At 73.8% G+C, this 15,503-nt stretch carries 14 protein-coding genes; 3 read left to right on the forward strand and 11 right to left on the reverse strand.

Features of this window, described 5'->3' with window-relative positions:
* Nucleotides 1-43 precede the first annotated feature (43 nt).
* The 5 genes from serA to JQN70_RS09050 form a co-directional block, all read right to left on the reverse strand.
* Entirely contained in the window at nt 44-1,630 is a 1,587-nt protein-coding gene (gene serA / locus JQN70_RS09030; protein WP_204131007.1) for a phosphoglycerate dehydrogenase, read from the reverse strand.
* Between the two features lie 145 nt (nt 1,631-1,775).
* Nucleotides 1,776-2,255 carry a DedA family protein gene (locus JQN70_RS09035; protein WP_204131008.1) on the reverse strand — a complete coding sequence of 160 codons (480 nt, stop codon included), beginning with the start codon at nt 2,253-2,255 and terminating at the stop codon, nt 1,776-1,778.
* A 48-nt stretch (nt 2,256-2,303) separates the two neighbouring features.
* Nucleotides 2,304-3,335, reverse strand: coding sequence for a ketol-acid reductoisomerase (gene ilvC, locus JQN70_RS09040; RefSeq protein WP_204131009.1), 1,032 nt, complete (start codon nt 3,333-3,335; stop codon nt 2,304-2,306).
* A gap of 69 nt (nt 3,336-3,404) precedes the next feature.
* Entirely contained in the window at nt 3,405-3,917 is a 513-nt protein-coding gene (gene ilvN / locus JQN70_RS09045) for an acetolactate synthase small subunit (RefSeq protein WP_204131010.1), read from the reverse strand.
* Nucleotides 3,918-3,927: 10 nt separating this feature from the next.
* A complete protein-coding gene (locus JQN70_RS09050; RefSeq protein WP_204131011.1) occupies nt 3,928-5,808 on the reverse strand; it encodes an acetolactate synthase large subunit in 1,881 nt (626 codons plus the stop codon).
* 280 nt (nt 5,809-6,088) lie between these two features.
* On the opposite strand from JQN70_RS09050, the gene JQN70_RS09055 reads away from it, so the two are divergent.
* Together JQN70_RS09055 and JQN70_RS09060 are read left to right on the forward strand one after the other, a co-directional pair.
* Entirely contained in the window at nt 6,089-7,018 is a 930-nt protein-coding gene (locus JQN70_RS09055; RefSeq protein WP_204131012.1) for an FUSC family protein, read from the forward strand.
* Entirely contained in the window at nt 7,015-8,100 is a 1,086-nt protein-coding gene (locus tag JQN70_RS09060; protein WP_204131013.1) for a hypothetical protein, read from the forward strand. Before JQN70_RS09055 ends, JQN70_RS09060 begins: the two co-directional genes overlap by 4 nt.
* A 17-nt stretch (nt 8,101-8,117) precedes the next feature.
* Here JQN70_RS09060 and JQN70_RS09065 read toward each other — a convergent pair whose 3' ends face one another.
* Genes JQN70_RS09065 through ilvD form a run of 3 tightly spaced genes read right to left on the reverse strand, consistent with a single transcriptional unit; the run spans nt 8,118 to nt 12,172 of the window.
* Nucleotides 8,118-9,689: a hypothetical protein gene (locus JQN70_RS09065; protein WP_204131014.1), complete on the reverse strand. Its 1,572-nt coding sequence runs from the start codon at nt 9,687-9,689 to the stop codon at nt 8,118-8,120.
* 13 nt (nt 9,690-9,702) lie between these two features.
* Nucleotides 9,703-10,479 (reverse strand): ABC transporter ATP-binding protein, encoded by a 777-nt coding sequence (locus JQN70_RS09070; protein WP_307835888.1) that lies wholly within the window; start codon nt 10,477-10,479, stop codon nt 9,703-9,705.
* A complete protein-coding gene (gene ilvD, locus JQN70_RS09075) occupies nt 10,472-12,172 on the reverse strand; it encodes a dihydroxy-acid dehydratase (protein WP_239111349.1) in 1,701 nt (566 codons plus the stop codon). The genes JQN70_RS09070 and ilvD overlap by 8 nt, the downstream gene beginning before the upstream one ends.
* An 89-nt stretch (nt 12,173-12,261) precedes the next feature.
* Between ilvD and JQN70_RS09080 the strand changes: the two genes are divergently transcribed.
* Nucleotides 12,262-13,554, forward strand: a complete 1,293-nt coding sequence (locus JQN70_RS09080; RefSeq protein WP_204131017.1) for a hypothetical protein — start codon at nt 12,262-12,264, stop codon at nt 13,552-13,554.
* Here JQN70_RS09080 and JQN70_RS09085 read toward each other — a convergent pair.
* The 3 genes from JQN70_RS09085 to JQN70_RS09095 are packed head-to-tail and all read right to left on the reverse strand — an operon-like array spanning nt 13,494 to nt 15,480.
* Nucleotides 13,494-14,159 (reverse strand): hypothetical protein, encoded by a 666-nt coding sequence (locus JQN70_RS09085; RefSeq protein WP_204131018.1) that lies wholly within the window; start codon nt 14,157-14,159, stop codon nt 13,494-13,496. The two genes, JQN70_RS09080 and JQN70_RS09085, sit on opposite strands and share 61 nt — an antisense overlap.
* Entirely contained in the window at nt 14,156-14,791 is a 636-nt protein-coding gene (locus JQN70_RS09090; protein ID WP_204131019.1) for a hypothetical protein, read from the reverse strand. The genes JQN70_RS09085 and JQN70_RS09090 overlap by 4 nt, the downstream gene beginning before the upstream one ends.
* Nucleotides 14,788-15,480: a hypothetical protein gene (locus JQN70_RS09095; protein WP_204131020.1), complete on the reverse strand. Its 693-nt coding sequence runs from the start codon at nt 15,478-15,480 to the stop codon at nt 14,788-14,790. Before JQN70_RS09095 ends, JQN70_RS09090 begins: the two co-directional genes overlap by 4 nt.
* Nucleotides 15,481-15,503: the final 23 nt, after the last annotated feature.

Genomic DNA, 15,503 nt, shown 5'->3' on the forward strand with positions numbered 1-15,503 from the left:
CCGCCCCCCGAGGGGACCGGCCGCCGTCCGGGAGCGGTGGGGCTCAGCCGAGGTTGACGACCCGCACGGTGTCCGCGCCGATCTCACGGCCGATGCCGGCGACGACCTCGTCCGGGATCTCCCGGTCGACGGTCAGCGCGACCATCGCGGTGCCGTCGGCGTCGTGCGGCGAGACCTGCATCGCGGCGATGTTGACGTCGGCGTCGCCGAGCAGGCGGCCGATCGAGCCGATGACGCCCGGCCGGTCGACGTAGGAGAAGAACGCGAGGTGGCGGCTCAGCGGGACCTCGAGGTCGTAGCCGTGGACGCCGATGACCTTCTGGACCATCTTCGGCCCGGTGAGGGTGCCGGCCACCGAGACGACGGTGCCGTCGGCCAGCGTGCCGCGCAGCGTCGTGACGTTGCGGTAGTCCTCGCTGCTGCCGTCGGTGACGAGGCGCGACTCCAGGCCGCGCTCCTTGGCGAGCAGCGGGGCGTTGACGTAGGTGACCGGGTCCTCGGTAATGTCGGTGAACAGGCCCTTGAGCGCCGAGAGCTCCCAGACCGAGACGTCGTGCGCGGTGATCTCGCCGCGCACCTCGACGTCGAGCTGCACCGGCACCGAGCCGGCAATGGCCGTGAAGACGCGGCCGAGCTTCTCGACGAGGTCGATGCCGGGGCGGACCTCCTCGGCGACGGCGCCGCCGGAGACGTTGACGGCGTCGGGGACGAGGTCGCCGCCGAGCGCCAGCCGGACCGACTTCGCCACCGCGACACCGGCCTTCTCCTGGGCCTCCTCCGTGGAGGCGCCGAGGTGCGGGGTGACGACGACCGACTCGAACGCGAACAGCGGGCTGTCGGTGCACGGCTCGGTGGCGAAGACGTCGAGCCCGGCGCCGGCGACCCGGCCGTCGGCGATGGCCTCGGCGAGCGCCTCCTCGTCGAGCACCCCGCCGCGCGCGGCGTTGACGATCCGCACGGTGGGCTTGACCTTGGCCAGCGCCTCCTTGCCGATGAGCCCGATCGTCTCGGGGGTCTTCGGCAGGTGGATCGTGATGAAGTCGGACTGCGCGAGCAGCTCGTCGAGGGTGACGAGGCGTGCCCCGAGCTGGCCGGCGCGCTGCACCGAGACGTAGGGGTCGTAGGCGAGGATCTCGACGCCGAAGCCCTTGAGCCGCTCGGCGACGAGCTGGCCGATGCGTCCGAAGCCGACGATGCCGACCTTCTTCTCGAGGAGCTCGACTCCGCCGTACTTGCTGCGGGCCCACTTGCCGCCCTTGAGGACCTCGTTGGCCGGCGCGATGTTGCGGGCGCAGGCCAGGAGCAGGCCGACCGCGAGCTCGGCGGCCGAGGTGATGTTCGAGGTCGGCGCGTTGACGACCATGACGCCGGCCTTCGTGGCGGCCTCGACGTCGACGTTGTCGAGCCCGACGCCCGCGCGGGCGACGACCTTGAGGTTCTTCGCGGCCGCGATCGCCTCGGCGTCGACCTTGGTGGCGGAACGGATGAGGATCGCGTCGACGTCGGCGATGGCCGGCAGCAGCTGGGAGCGGTCCGCGCCGTCGGTGTGGCGCACCTCGAAGTCGGGTCCGAGGGCGTCGATGGTCGCGGGTGAGAGCTCCTCGGCGATGAGGACGACGGGCTTGGTCACGTGTCTGGTCCCTTGCTTCGGTGTGGTCTGGTGGGGTCCGCCGATGCGGTGACTGTCGTCCGGCACGCCGCTGTGCCGGTCCCGCCATCGTAGGTGTCCGCCAGCATGTGGACACCGGTGACCACGATGTGATCGTGGTCGCCTCTCAGGAACGGTCGGCGCCCGCTGCCTCCACCCGGCGTCGCAGGCGACGGGCGGCGAGCACGACGGCGCCGACGAGCGCGGCGACGCCGAGGAGCCACCACCACGGCACCCGCCCGAGCGCCGCGTCGACCACGGTCAGCCCGACCGTCGTGTAGAGCACCGCCCACAGGAGGGCCCCGAGGACGACCGCGGGCAGGAAGCGGCGCAGCGGCATCCGGAGCATCCCCGACGAGGCGTTGATGGCGCTCTGCAGCCCGATGGTGAGGAACCCGAGGGTGACGGCCGGCGGACCGACCTTCCGGACGAACCGCTCGGCCCGGGCGACGGCCGGCCGCTCGAGGTGGTGCGCCCAGCGGGTGCGCCCTCCCCCGGCGCGCACGCCGCGCCCGACCCAGTAGGTGGCCGTGCCGCGGGCCGTCGCCCCGAGCCAGAACACGACGAGGACGACCCAGAAGGGCCAGCCGTCGACGAGGTCACGCACGCCTCCAGCCTAGGTCCGTCCGTCTTCCCCCGAGAGAGGGGACGAGGGTCAGCGGGCGGCCGAGCCCTCGACGTAGTCGCTGTCGCGGTCGGTGTCGACCCAGGCCATCAGCTGGCGCAGCTCGCGGCCGGTGCCCTCGATGGGGTGCGCAGCCCCCTTGGCGCGCAGCTCCTGGAACTCCGGTGCGCCGGCGTCCTGGTCGTCGATGAAGCGCTTGGCGAAGGCACCGTTCTTGATGTCCTCGAGCACGGCCTTCATGTTGTCCTTGACGTGGGGGTCGATGACCCGCGGCCCGGACACGTAGTCGCCGTACTCGGCGGTGTCGGAGACCGACCAGCGCTGCTTGGCGATGCCGCCCTCGATCATGAGGTCGACGATGAGCTTGAGCTCGTGGAGGCACTCGAAGTAGGCGACCTCCGGCTGGTACCCGGCCTCGACGAGCGTCTCGAAGCCGTACATGACGAGCTGCGAGGCACCGCCGCAGAGCACGGCCTGCTCGCCGAACAGGTCGGTCTCGGTCTCCTCGGTGAAGGTCGTGCGGATGCCGCCGGCCCGCAGGCCGCCGATCGCCTTGCCGTAGGACTTCGCGAGGTCCCAGGCCGAGCCCGAGGCGTCCTGCTCGACGGCGAGGAGCACCGGCACGCCGCGGCCGTCGACGAACTCGCGGCGCACGATGTGGCCGGGGCCCTTCGGGGCCACCATGAGCACGTCGGAGCCGGCCGGCGGCTGGATGTAGCCGAAGCGGATGTTGAAGCCGTGCCCGAAGAGCAGCGCCGCACCCTCCTTGAGGTTCGGCTCGATCTCGGCCGCGTAGAGACCGCGCTGCACCTGGTCCGGCGTGAGGATGACCACGAGGTCGGCCTCGCGGACGGCGTCGGCGACCGACATGACGGTCAGCCCCTCGGCCTCGGCCTTGGCGCGGGACTTCGACCCCTCGGCGAGCCCGACCCGCACGTCGACCCCGGAGTCGCGCAGGTTGAGGGCGTGCGCGTGGCCCTGGCTGCCGTAGCCGATGACCGCGACCTTGCGGCCCTGGATCACCGACAGGTCGGCGTCGTCGTCGTAGTACATCTCGGCCATCGGAAAGGCCTCTCCTTCGTGCTCGGGTGACGTGCTTCGGGGTTGGTGGGGACTCTAGGTGGTTCTCGCTCAGGCGGTCCGGAGCGCCCGGTCCGTGATCGAGCGCGGCCCGCGGCCGACGGCGACCATCCCGGACTGGACGAGCTCGCGGACGCCGAACGGCTCGAGGACCTCGAGCAGCGCGGTGAGCTTCTCGGACGTGCCGGTGGCCTCGATGGTCAGGCTCTCGGTCGCGACGTCGACGACCTTGGCGCGGAACATCTGCACCATCTCGAGGACCTGGCTGCGGGTCGCGGCGTCGGCGCGGACCTTGATGAGCATGACCTGGCGCTGGACGGCCGAGCCGGGCTCGAGCTCGACGACCTTGAGCACCTCGACGAGCTTGTTCAGCTGCTTGGTCACCTGCTCGAGCGGCAGGTCCTCGACGTCGACGACGACGGTCATCCGGGAGACCTCGGGGTGCTCGGTCTCCCCCACCGCGAGGCTGTCGATGTTGAACCCGCGCCGGGAGAACAGGGCCGCGATGCGCGCGAGGACGCCGGGCTTGTTCTCGACGAGGACGGACAGGGTGTGCTTGCTCATCGGTGTGTCCTCACTGCCCGTCGTGGTCGGCGTCGGTGTCCTGCTCGATGGCCTCGGACTCCTCGCGGTCCCACTGGGGCGCGGTGTCGCGGGCGACCTGGATGGCGTCGTTGCTCACGCCGGCGGGGACCATCGGCCAGACCATCGCGTCGCGGTGCACGACGAAGTCGACGACGACCGGCCGGTCGGTGACCGCCATCGCCTGCCGGATCGTCTCGTCGACGTCCTCCGGTCTCTCGCAGCGCAGCCCGACGCACCCGTAGGCGTCGGCGAGCTTGACGAAGTCGGGCACCCGCGAGCCGACCGAGGTGTGCAGGTCGGTGTTGGAGTAGCGCTCGTTGTAGAAGAGGGTCTGCCACTGGCGGACCATCCCGAGCGAGCTGTTGTTGATGATCGCGACCTTGATCGGGATGTTGTTGATGACGCAGGTCGCGAGCTCCTGGTTGGTCATCTGGAAGCAGCCGTCGCCGTCGACGGCCCAGACGACCCGGTCGGGCTCGCCGACCTGTGCGCCCATCGCGGCCGGAACCGAGTAGCCCATCGTGCCGAGGCCACCGGAGTTCAGCCACGCGTTGGGGCGCTCGTACTGCACGAACTGCGCCGCCCACATCTGGTGCTGGCCGACGCCGGCGACGTACACGGCCTCCGGGCCGGCGATGGCCCCGAGCCGCTCGATGACGAGCTGCGGCGAGAGGGTGCCGTCCTCCGGCGGGGTGTAGCCGACCGGGAAGGTCTCCTTCCAGCCCGCGACCCGCTCGCGCCACTCGGCGTAGTCACCGCCCCGGCCGGCCTCGAGGTCGGCGTCGACGGCGTCGGCGAGGTCGGTGAGGACGGCGAGGCAGTCGCCGACGATCGGCACGTCGGCCTTGCGGTTCTTGCTGATCTCGGCCGGGTCGATGTCGGCGTGGACGATCCGGGCCTCGGGGGCGAAGGTCGAGAGCTGGCCGGTGACCCGGTCGTCGAAACGCGCCCCGAGGGCGATGATGAGGTCGGACTTCTGGAGCCCGGTGACGGCGGCCACCGAGCCGTGCATCCCCGGCATGCCGAGGTGCAGCGGGTGGCTGTCGGGGAGGGCACCGCGCGCCATGAGGGTCGTCACGACGGGGATCTGCGTCAGCTCGACGAAGCGCCGCAGCTCTTCGCTGGCCCGCGCCCGGATGACGCCACCGCCGACGTAGAGGACCGGTCGCTCGGCGGCCGCGATGAGCCGGGCGGCCTCGCGGATCTGCTTGCCGTGCGGGCGGGTGACCGGGTGGTAGCCGGGCAGGGCGATCTTCGGCGGCCACGAGAACGACGTGCGGGCCTGGAGCACGTCCTTGGGGATGTCGACGAGCACCGGCCCGGGCCGCCCGGTGGACGCGATGTGGAAGGCCTCGGCGATGACGCGCGGGATGTCGGCGCCGTCGGTGACGAGGTAGCTGTGCTTCGTGATCGGCATCGTGATGCCGCGGATGTCGGCCTCCTGGAAGGCGTCCGTGCCGATCGAGGACGAGACGACCTGCCCGGTGATGGCGACGATCGGCACCGAGTCCATGTACGCGTCGGCGAGCGGCGTCACGAGGTTCGTCGCGCCCGGGCCCGAGGTCGCCATGCAGACGCCGACCTTGCCGGTCGCCGCGGCGTACCCCTCGGCCGCGTGGCCGGCGCCCTGCTCGTGGCGGACGAGGATGTGGCGCACCTTCGACGAGTCGAGGAGCGGGTCGTACGCCGGGAGGATCGTGCCGCCCGGGATGCCGAAGACGGTGTCGACCTCCATCGCCTCGAGCGAGAGCACGAGGCTCTGCGCGCCCGTGACCTCGACGGGGGTGCGGGCCCGCGCCTGCTGCGCGACCTGCGCAGGGCTCGGGGCGGGGTGCAGGGCTGCCGGGGTCGCCGGTCGGGTGTCGCTCACGTCGGGGTCACCGCTCTCTGGTCGCCGTGGGGGGCTGGTCGTCCGTGGTCCGCGCACAAAAAAACCCTCCAGTCCCGTGGCGGGACGACGGAGGGAGCGCGCCTGGTGCGTGGGCGTCAGGCGCGCTGCGGAAGTACGAGGACTCGGGCCACGTGGACACTGTCGTCCCGTGCCCCGGGGGGTGTCAACCGGCGAGACGGCCGGTCCCACCATCCGGGACCGTGGCGCTGGTCACGCTAGCCTCGCGTCAGCCCCGCCCGCCGGCGCCCGGAGGTCGCCCGTGAACGTCCCGTGGCCCCCGCCCCGTGTGCTCGCCCTCGCCGCCGGGCTCGTGCTCGTCGTCGGAGCGCTCGCCGGGGCCGTCGGCGGTCTCGCCGGTCGGGCGGCGGCGCTCGGCATCCTCCTCGGGGCCCTCGGTGCGCTGACGGCCGCGGTCACCGGCCTGCCGTTGGTGTCGCGGCTGTCGGTCGCCGCGCTGGCGACGGCCGCCTTCGCGCTGGGCCAGCTCGGCGCCGGGCGCCCGGTCGTCGCGGGCGCCGTCGTCGCGCTGGCCTCCCTCGCCCCGGCGCCCCTCACCGTCCGGGCCGCCCGCGTCGGGACGTTCCTCCCCGTGCTGGCGGCGCTCGGCAGCGGCCTGCCGCTGGGCGGCGCCGCCCCCACCGTCGCCGCGTGGGTCGGTGTCGGTGCCCTCGCGGTCGTGGCGCTCGGCGTGGTGCTGCCCGTGTCGGTGCCCGCCGAGCCGGTTCCCCGCGACGAGGCGTGGCGGCACGCCGCCGCCACCGCGCTCGTCGCCGGTGCCGGAACGGTGGTCACGACCGCGCTCCACCTCGGCCACGGCTACTGGCTCGTCGTGGCCGTCGCCCTCGTCCTCGCCGTCTCGCGCGACCAGACCGGCACCCAGGCCGCGCAGCGGGTCGTGGGCACCGTGGTCGGCGTCCTCGCCGGGGTCGTCGCCGTCGCGTTCCTGCCCACCGCGGTCTCGCTGGTCCTCGCCGGCGCGCTGTCGGTCCTCGGGCTGGCCTGGACCGTGGTCCGCGAGACCCGGTTCGTCGCCGCCACGAGCAGCGCCGCGGTCGTCCTCGTCGGGTCGGGCGGCCTCGTGGGCGCCGGCGCGGGGCTCGCCGCCGAGCGCCTGCTCCTCACCGTCGCCGGGGCCGTGTGCGCCGCCGGTGCCGTCGCCGTGCTCCACCGCCAGGAGGTGTCCCCGTGACCACCGAGACCGTCGTCTTCGGAGTCGTCGTCCTCGTCCGGTTCCTCCTGCCGCTGGCCATCCCCCGCTGGCCGCTGCCCGCCATCGTCGCCTGCCTCGTCGTCGACGGGGTCGACCAGACGGTGTTCCAGACCTTCGGCTTCGACCCGCCCGGCTACCAGGGCTACGACAAGGCGATGGACGTCTACTACCTCGCCATCGCGTTCCTCGCCTCGATGCGCAACTGGACGCGGTCGTCGGCGGCCGACATCGCCCGCTTCCTCTTCCTCTACCGGATGGTCGGGGTCGTCGCCTTCGAGCTGGCCCACTGGCGACCGCTCCTCCTGATCTTCCCGAACACCTTTGAGTACTTCTTCATCGCCTACGAGCTGGTGCGCACCCGATGGGACCCGCGCCGCTTCGACCGGCGGTGGTGGCTGCTGTGCGCCGCCGCGATCTGGGTGGTCGTCAAGCTGCCGCAGGAGTGGTGGATCCACATCGCGCAGTTCGACCTCACCGACACCCTGCGCGACATCCCGTGGGCCGCACCGGCGCTCGTCGTCCTGTTGCTCGTCGTCGCGGCCCTGACGTGGTTCGTCGTGATCCCCCGGATGCCCTCCCCCGACCACGGCTGGCGGTTCGTCGCCGACCCCGCTCCGGAGGCGATGGACACCGCCGCCGAGCGCGACGCCTGGATGCTCACGCACTACCGCGTCTGGTCGTGGCCGACGCTCGAGAAGGTCCTGCTCGTCGGGCTGCTCTGCGTCATCTACGGCCAGATCCTCCCCGGGCTCGACGCCTCGCCGCTCGAGGTGCTGGCCTTCACCGGCACCTACGTCGTCCTCAACGCGGCGATCGGCCTCGTGCTCGTGCGCCGCATCGGCAGCCGCGAGGGCGTGCTCGCCGCGTTCGGGCTGCGGCTGGGGATCAACGTCGTCGCCGTCGTCGTCGCACGGATGGTGCTCGGGACCGGCGCGATCCCGCTGTGGGGCACCCTCTTCTTCCTCACCCTGCTCGCGTTGCTCGTCACCCTCCACGACCGGTGGGCCCCGGTGGCCGCCGTGCGCCGCGAGGAGGACGAGACCGCGCCGCAGCCGGCCTGATCAGCCCCGGCCGGCGCTCAGATCTGCGCCGAGGCGAGCTGCCCGAGCATCTCGGGGGCGCGCCGGTCGAGGCGGCGTCCGCCGAGCACGACCCCGGCCGCGAGGAGGACGGCGCCGTAGGCCCCGGCCACGACGAGGACCACCCAGCGCCCGACGGGGCTCCCGGCCGTCAGCACGGCCGCGACCCCGACGGGGAGCACGAGGACGAGCGGCCCGACGAACGAGACGACCGCGGTGAGGCAGCCCTGCGCCGCGCCGCCCGAGGAGGCCGCGAAGGGGTTGCCACCGGTGCGGGGCGCCGTGCCGGGCAGGACCGCCCCGACGCCGACGGCGAGCCCCAGGCTGGCGAGGAACGCCGCGAGCGACACCGACGCCCACGGCACGACCGGGTGGAGCAGGCCGAGCGAGGCCGAGACGACGAAGGTGAGGACGAGGACGGGCCCGAAGACGATCGTCGAGGCCAGGGCGCGGCCGAGCCGGTCCTCCCACCCCCGGACCCCGGTGCTCACGTGCACCCACCACGCCGGGCCGTCGAAGGCCAGGTCGTTCATCAGGGTGAGCCCGGCGAACACGGCGAGCGTGACGACCCCGGTGCCGGCGAAGGCGCCGGCACCGGTGAGCGCGGACTGGACGACGAAGAACACCGGGAGGACGGCGGTGCGCAGGGCGATGCTCACGAGCCGGCTGTCCCGGTACCACGCCCGGATGCGCCGGGCGGCGATCGTCGCCGTCGGACCGGTCCCGAGCACCGCCGGCAGCAGCCGGGCCCGGCCGATCCGCTGGCCGCCGCCGGCCGTCATCGGGGAGGTGAGCGTGCGGGCCAGCTGGCGCACCCACACCTCCCAGAGGAGCCCGACGAGCAGGACGGCGAGCACGAGGTGCACCCCGGCCGCCGCCCACCGGCCGGTCGCGACGTCGTACGGCATGCCCCACGCCCAGCCGACAGGCGTCCACGACGCGACCCGGGCGGAGGGTCCGGCATCGAAGGTCCGCAGGTCGGGGCCGACGGCGCCGGTGGTCAGGACGAGGTTGAGCACGAGCGGGAGGAGCGTGACGAGCGAGACGGCCACCGCGCCGACGAGCCGGCCGCCCCGGCTGCCCATGACCCGGGCGAGCGCGCTCGTCACCGCCCGCGAGCCGAGGACGGCGGTCAGCGTGCCGAGCACCGCCGCGACGAGGGCGGCGGGGAGGGCCGCCGGGTGCGCACCCCACGCCGCGACCTGGGCGAGGGAGAGCAGGACGAACATCACCGCCGGGATGCCGGTGTAGGCGGCGGCGAGCAGGCCCCGGGCCAGCTCGCGCGCGCGCAGCGGCAGGACGGTGAAGCGCGCCGGGTCGAGGACGTTGTCGACCCCCGTGGCGACGAGGCTCAGCACCACCCACATGAGCGTGAACGTCGCGAAGAGCGGCACGGTGAGCGCCGTGAGCCGCAGGGGTCGCGTCGAGAGGACGGCGATGCCCGGCCCGAGCAGGGCGACGACCCCGAGGGCGACGAGCCCCCCGACGATCGAGGACGTGAGGTGCAGCGAGCTGCGGCTCATCGCGGTGCGCCACATCGTGAACCGCAGCCGGACGACGAGGAGGGTCACGGGCGGCCGCCGCTCATCCGCCGAGCCAGGTGAGCCCGTCGCCGGACACCTCGGAGGCGCCGACGAGCTCGAGGAAGCGCTCGTGCAGCGACCCGCCGGCCGTCAGCGCCCCGACGGTGTCGTCGGCGAGGACGCGCCCACCCGCGACGACGGCCACCCGGTCGCAGAGCCCCTCGACGAGCTCCATGACGTGGCTCGACATGACGACCGTGCCTCCGGTGCCGACGTAGCGCCGGAGGATGGTGCGGATGGTCTGCCCCGAGACCGGGTCGACGGCCTCGAACGGCTCGTCGAGCACGAGCAGCCTGGGCGCGTGGATGAGCGCCGCGGCGAGGCTGATCTTCTTGACCATGCCGGCGCTGTAGTCGGCGACGACGGTGTTCGCGTCGGCGGCGAGGTCGAGGACGGCCAGCAGCTCTTCGGCGCGGGGGCGGCTCTCCTCCACCGGCATCCGGCGCAGGTCGGCGACGTAGTGCAGCAGCTCGCGACCGGAGAGCTGCTCGAAGAGGCGCAGCCCGTCGGGCGAGACGCCCATGACCGCCTTGGCGGCGGCGGGGTCGGCCCAGACGTCGTGGCCGAGCACGCGGGCCGTGCCGCCGTCCGGCCGGAGCAGGCCGGTGGCCATCGACAGCGTCGTCGTCTTGCCCGCGCCGTTGGGGCCGACCATCCCGAACAGCGACCCGCGCGGCACCGAGAGCGAGAGCCCGTGGACGACGCGGCGCCCGCGGAACTCCTTGACGAGGCCGACGAGCTCGAGCGCCGGCCCCTCCCCCCGGGCACCGTCAGTCACACACGGCCCCCGTGCTCGCGCTCTGCACGAGCTTGCGGTACTTCGCGAGGACGCCGCGGGTGTACTTCGGCGCGGGGTGGGTGACGCCGTCACCGCGGCGGCGGGCCAGCTCCTCGTCGTCGACGAGCAGGTCGAGGGTGCCGGCGGCGACGTCGAGGCGGATGCGGTCGCCGTCGCGGACGAACGCGATCGGGCCCTCGTCGACGGCCTCGGGGGCGACGTGCCCGACGCACAGGCCGGTGGTGCCGCCGGAGAACCGGCCGTCGGTGAGGAGGAGGACGTCCTTGCCGAGGCCGGCGCCCTTGATCGCACCGGTGACGGCGAGCATCTCGCGCATCCCGGGGCCGCCCTTGGGCCCCTCGTAGCGGATGACGACGACGTCGCCGGCGGCGAGCGTGCCGTCCTCGACGGAGTCCATCGCGGCCCGCTCGCCGTCGAAGACCCGGGCGGTGCCCTCGAAGACGTCGGAGTCGAAGCCGGCGGACTTCACCACCGCACCCTCCGGCGCCAGCGACCCGGTGAGGATCGTGATGCCGCCGGTGCGGTGGATCGGCTCGGACATCGCCCGGACGACCTTGCCGTCGACGTCCGGCGGCGCGATGTCGGCGAGGTTCTCGGCCATCGTGCGACCGGTGACGGTGAGGCAGTCGCCGTGCAGCAGACCGGCATCGAGCAGCGCGCGCATGACGACCGGCACGCCCCCCACGCGGTCGACGTCGGTCATCACGTAGGAGCCGAAGGGCTTGACGTCGGCCAGGTGCGGCACGCGGGCGCCGACCCGCCGGAAGTCCTCGAGGGTCAGGTCGACGTCGGCCTCGTGCGCGATGGCCAGCAGGTGGAGCACCGCGTTCGTCGAGCCGCCGAAGGCCATGACGACGGCGATGGCGTTCTCGAACGCCTCCTTGGTCATGATGTCGCGGGCCGTGATGCCCCGGCGGAGCAGCTCGACGACGGCCTCACCGCTCTTGCGGGCGAACCCGTCCCGGCGGCGGTCCGTGGCCGGCGGGGCCGCCGAGCCGGGCAGCGACATCCCGATGGCCTCGGCGACCGAGGCCATCGTGTTCGCCGTGTACATGCCGCCGCAGGCGCCCTCGCCGGGGCAGATGGCCCGCTCGATGGCGTCGACGTCCTCGCGGCTCATCAGCCCGCGGGCGCAGGCACCGACGGCCTCGAAGGCGTCGATGATCGTCACCGTCTTCTCGGTGCCGTCGGAGAGCTTGGCGATGCCGGGCAGGATCGACCCGGCGTAGAGGAAGACCGACGACAGGTCGAGGCGGGCGGCGGCCATGAGCATGCCGGGCAGCGACTTGTCGCAGCCGGCCAGCAGCACCGAGCCGTCGAGCCGCTCGGCGTTCATCACCGTCTCGACGGAGTCGGCGATGACCTCGCGACTGACGAGCGAGAAGTGCATCCCCTCGTGGCCCATCGAGATGCCGTCGCTGACCGAAATGGTGCCGAACTCCAGCGGGTAGCCGCCGCCGGCGTGCACGCCGTCCTTGACCGCCTGGGCGAGCCGGTCGAGGGAGAGGTTGCAGGGTGTGATCTCGTTCCACGAGCTCGCCACCCCGACCTGCGGCTTGGCGAAGTCGTCGTCGCCGAGGCCGACGGCCCGGAGCATCCCCCGCGCGGCGGTCTTCTCGAGGCCGTCGGTGACGTCGCGGCTGCGGGGCTTGATGTCCGGGGTGCTCGTCATGCCCGTCATCCTAGGTTCGGGGCACGCCCCCCGCCGGGGTGTCCCGACACTCGACCCGGTGGGGCCGCCGAGGCCCTACGATCCTCCCCGTGGGGTCCTTGGGGGTGGCGGTCGGGTCGGCGGTGGCCGTGCTGCGCGACGCCCTGCGCATCGCGCTCGGCCACTGGCCGGTGCTCGCGGCGATCGCCCTCGTCGGCGTCGCCGGCCACAACGGCTTCCTCTGGCTGTGCGTGTGGCTCAGCGCCGACCACGGCCTCCTCGCCGCCGTGCTCCTGCCGCTGGTCCCCATCAGCTCGCTCGTCGCCCTCGTCCTCATGCTCCGGTACGCGGGCCAGCACGAGCCGACGCTCGCGACGCTCGTCGAGCCGCACCCCGGGTCGCGGCTCCAGGGCCGGCTCGTCCTGCTCGCGAGCACCCTCCTGCCGTTCCTCACGCTCTACGTGTCGCAGGACCAGCTCGAGCAGGACCGCCGCGAGTTCGTCAACACGACGACGGCCGACGAGTTCCTCAACGCCAGCTTCTGGAACCCCGACATCGACACCGAGCGGGCGCTGCTCGTCTCGGGCGCAGGGCTGTTCGCGCTCGTCGCCGTGGCCTTCGTCCTCCGGACGGCGCTCGACCGGTTCCGCCTCCCGGCCCGCCACCTGACCTTCGGGCTCGCGGCCGCCTACGTCGAGGTGCTGTGGGTCTTCCTCCTCGCCGGCCAGGTGTCGCGCTACAAGGGCGAGGCCGGCGCCTGGCTCCTCGACCGGCAGCTGACGACGTGGGCGCTCGAGCGCTGGCAGGACCTCACCGGCCTGCTCGGACCGCTCACCGAGCCGGTCCGCGCCCTCGGGCAGCGGGTCGCCGACCTCCTCGCGAACGCCGACCAGACCGTCGTCCTCCCCATCGCCTGGCTCACCGTCGGCGCGGTGGTCTTCGGTCAGGAGCTCGTCGCCCCCGACCGTGCCGCCCGCGCCTCGCGCTGGCGGCACCGGTCGCCGTCGTGGGTCACCCGCGGCGTCGACGAGGCGACGGCGTCGGTGCGCGACCGGTTCGGGGCGCTCGCCCGCGGGGTCCGGCTGCTCACCGTCGCGGGGCTCGTGCCGATGCTCATGTTCTGCGTCGCCTTCCTGCTCGCCGAGCAGGTGGGGGTCGGCGTCGACGTGCTGGTCCGGGCGGTCGTCGGCCCGCGGGAGGGCACGACGGCCATCTTCCTCTCGCCGATCCTGTCGATCCTCGGGGACGTGGCGCGCTCGGTGGCGCTCGTCGCGCTGCTGACGGCCGCCCTCGGCCGGGTCGTCGGCGGGCTGCGGGCGGGCGACCGGGTGGTCGCTCCGGATCAGGGTCCGGTCGTCCCGGCGGCGGCGGCCCCCGCGGGCAGCGGCCACTCGGCGAACTGACGCAGGTCCGGGCTCACCCGCACCGTCGTCGGGCGGGCGGCCTCCGGCAGCACGAAGACCGCGTCGCGCTCGAAGGCCGCGGGCCGGGGAGGCAGGCGGTCCTCGGGGTCCGCGTCCCGGTCCTGCTCCCGGTCGATGTCGAAGCCGCTCGGGTTCTGCACGCCGAGGGGCTGGCACGAGGCGAGGTCGGCGAGGCCTCCGTCGAACATCGTCGTCCCGGCCGCCCAGGTGGCCCCGTTCTCGTCGCGCAGCAGGACCTGACAGGTGGTGATGACCGCCGTCGGCGCGGTCTCGACGTGGATGCGGACGCGGACGGCCCGGAACCCCGGCGGCACCGGGACCTCCTCGTCGAGCGACATGCGCATCCGGTCGACGGGCGCTGCCTCGACGAACCGGACGGCGATGCGCTGGTGCTGCACGGAGGACTGGAGCTCGACGTCACCCTCGAACCGGGCGGTCCCGGTGTCGTCCACCGCGATCCGGTCGTTCATGCCGTTGGGCCACCACAGGGTGACCATCCGCTGGCTGCTCGCGGCGACGGCCAGCGCGAGGAGGAACGGCAGGGCGACCAGGGCGCGCCGGTTGCGGCGCAGGAACGTGCTCACGGCGCCTCCGTCGGGCGCGTCCCGGTGGTGGGGTCGAGCGCCGGCGGGATCTGCGCCGACACGCGGTCCGTGCGGGCGGCCCAGCCGCGGGCCTCCGCGGCCGTGATGCCCAGGTCGACCTCGAGCAGGTCGTCACCCCGGATCTCCTGGGCCGAGCGGGCGACCCGCAGGCGTGACCCCGCGGCGGCGTCGACCGGGACCTCGAAGGCGACGACGCAGGCCGTCGCGACCCCGGGCGTCGCGGCGGCGCAGAGCCGGACGTTGCGCCCGCCGAGCTGCAGCTCGCGGCCGCGGCCGTCGACGAGCGAGGCGTTGGCGAGCACGAGGTTGTCGAGCGTCGGGGTGACGGTGAGCGTGGTGACCACCCAGAGGCCGGGCGACTTCATCGGCGCCAGGGCGCCCCGGTCGAGGACGGGGGCGCCGTCGACGCGGTCGGCCCGGACCTCGGCGTAGCGCAGCGACACCGTGTCGCCGACGGCCGCCTCGTGGACGAACGGCCGCCCGAAGCCGTCGCGGTCGTCGGGGGTCCACGCCTCGACGGCCCGCCCGGCGGCGAGCGCGGCGACGACGAGGACGACCGTCAGCAGGCCCTCGCGACCCGGGAGGACGACGGCGCGGCGCAGGCGGCTCATCCGGTGCTCGCCGAGGGGGACGGGTCGGGCGCGGGCTCGTAGGGAAGCACGGGGAAGGCGCCACGGGCGGCCGGCGTGGGGTCGAACCACCCCATCCGCTCCTCGATGAAGCTCTTCCGCCAGGTGTGGGCGTCGAGGACGACGGTGACCTCGTCGGGCGTCGGCGCGCTCGGCGCCTGCTCGAAGAGGAAGGCGACGGGGTAGGTCAGGCCCGGCGCGATGTCGCCCATCGGCTCGGCGTCGTCGGTGGAGACGATGGTCCTGGGGGCCACGGTGGCCGGGTCGGGCAGCGGCGCGCCGGCCCGGCGGCTCGGTGGGACGAGCCCCTGCGCCCCCTCGAGCCGGACGAGGTCGAGCAGGGCCTGGTAGGGCACCGAGGCGGTGTCGTCGGTCGAGACCCGGGCGCTGACGAGCAGGTAGCGACCCGCGGGCTTGCCGATCGAGCCGACCCCGAGGTCGCGGCCGACCCGCACCCGCTCGACCGAGACCGTGAACGGGGCGACCTCGACCGCCGTGCGGGGCACCAGCGTCGGCGACTCCTCCGGGGTGTCGCGCAGCCCGCCGAAGGCGCCGCTGACGAGCAGCACGGCGAGGCCGGCCATCAGCCCGTACTCGCGGTAGCTGCGGCTCGAGGCCCAGCCGACGGCACCGGAGCGCGCACGTCCCCTCCACCCCACCGGCTCCCCCATGGGCGTCAGGATAGCGGCGCGAC

Origin of the sequence: Phycicoccus sonneratiae (assembly GCF_016887965.1) — a bacterium.
GTDB classification, from domain to species: Bacteria; Actinomycetota; Actinomycetes; order Actinomycetales; family Dermatophilaceae; genus Phycicoccus; species Phycicoccus sonneratiae.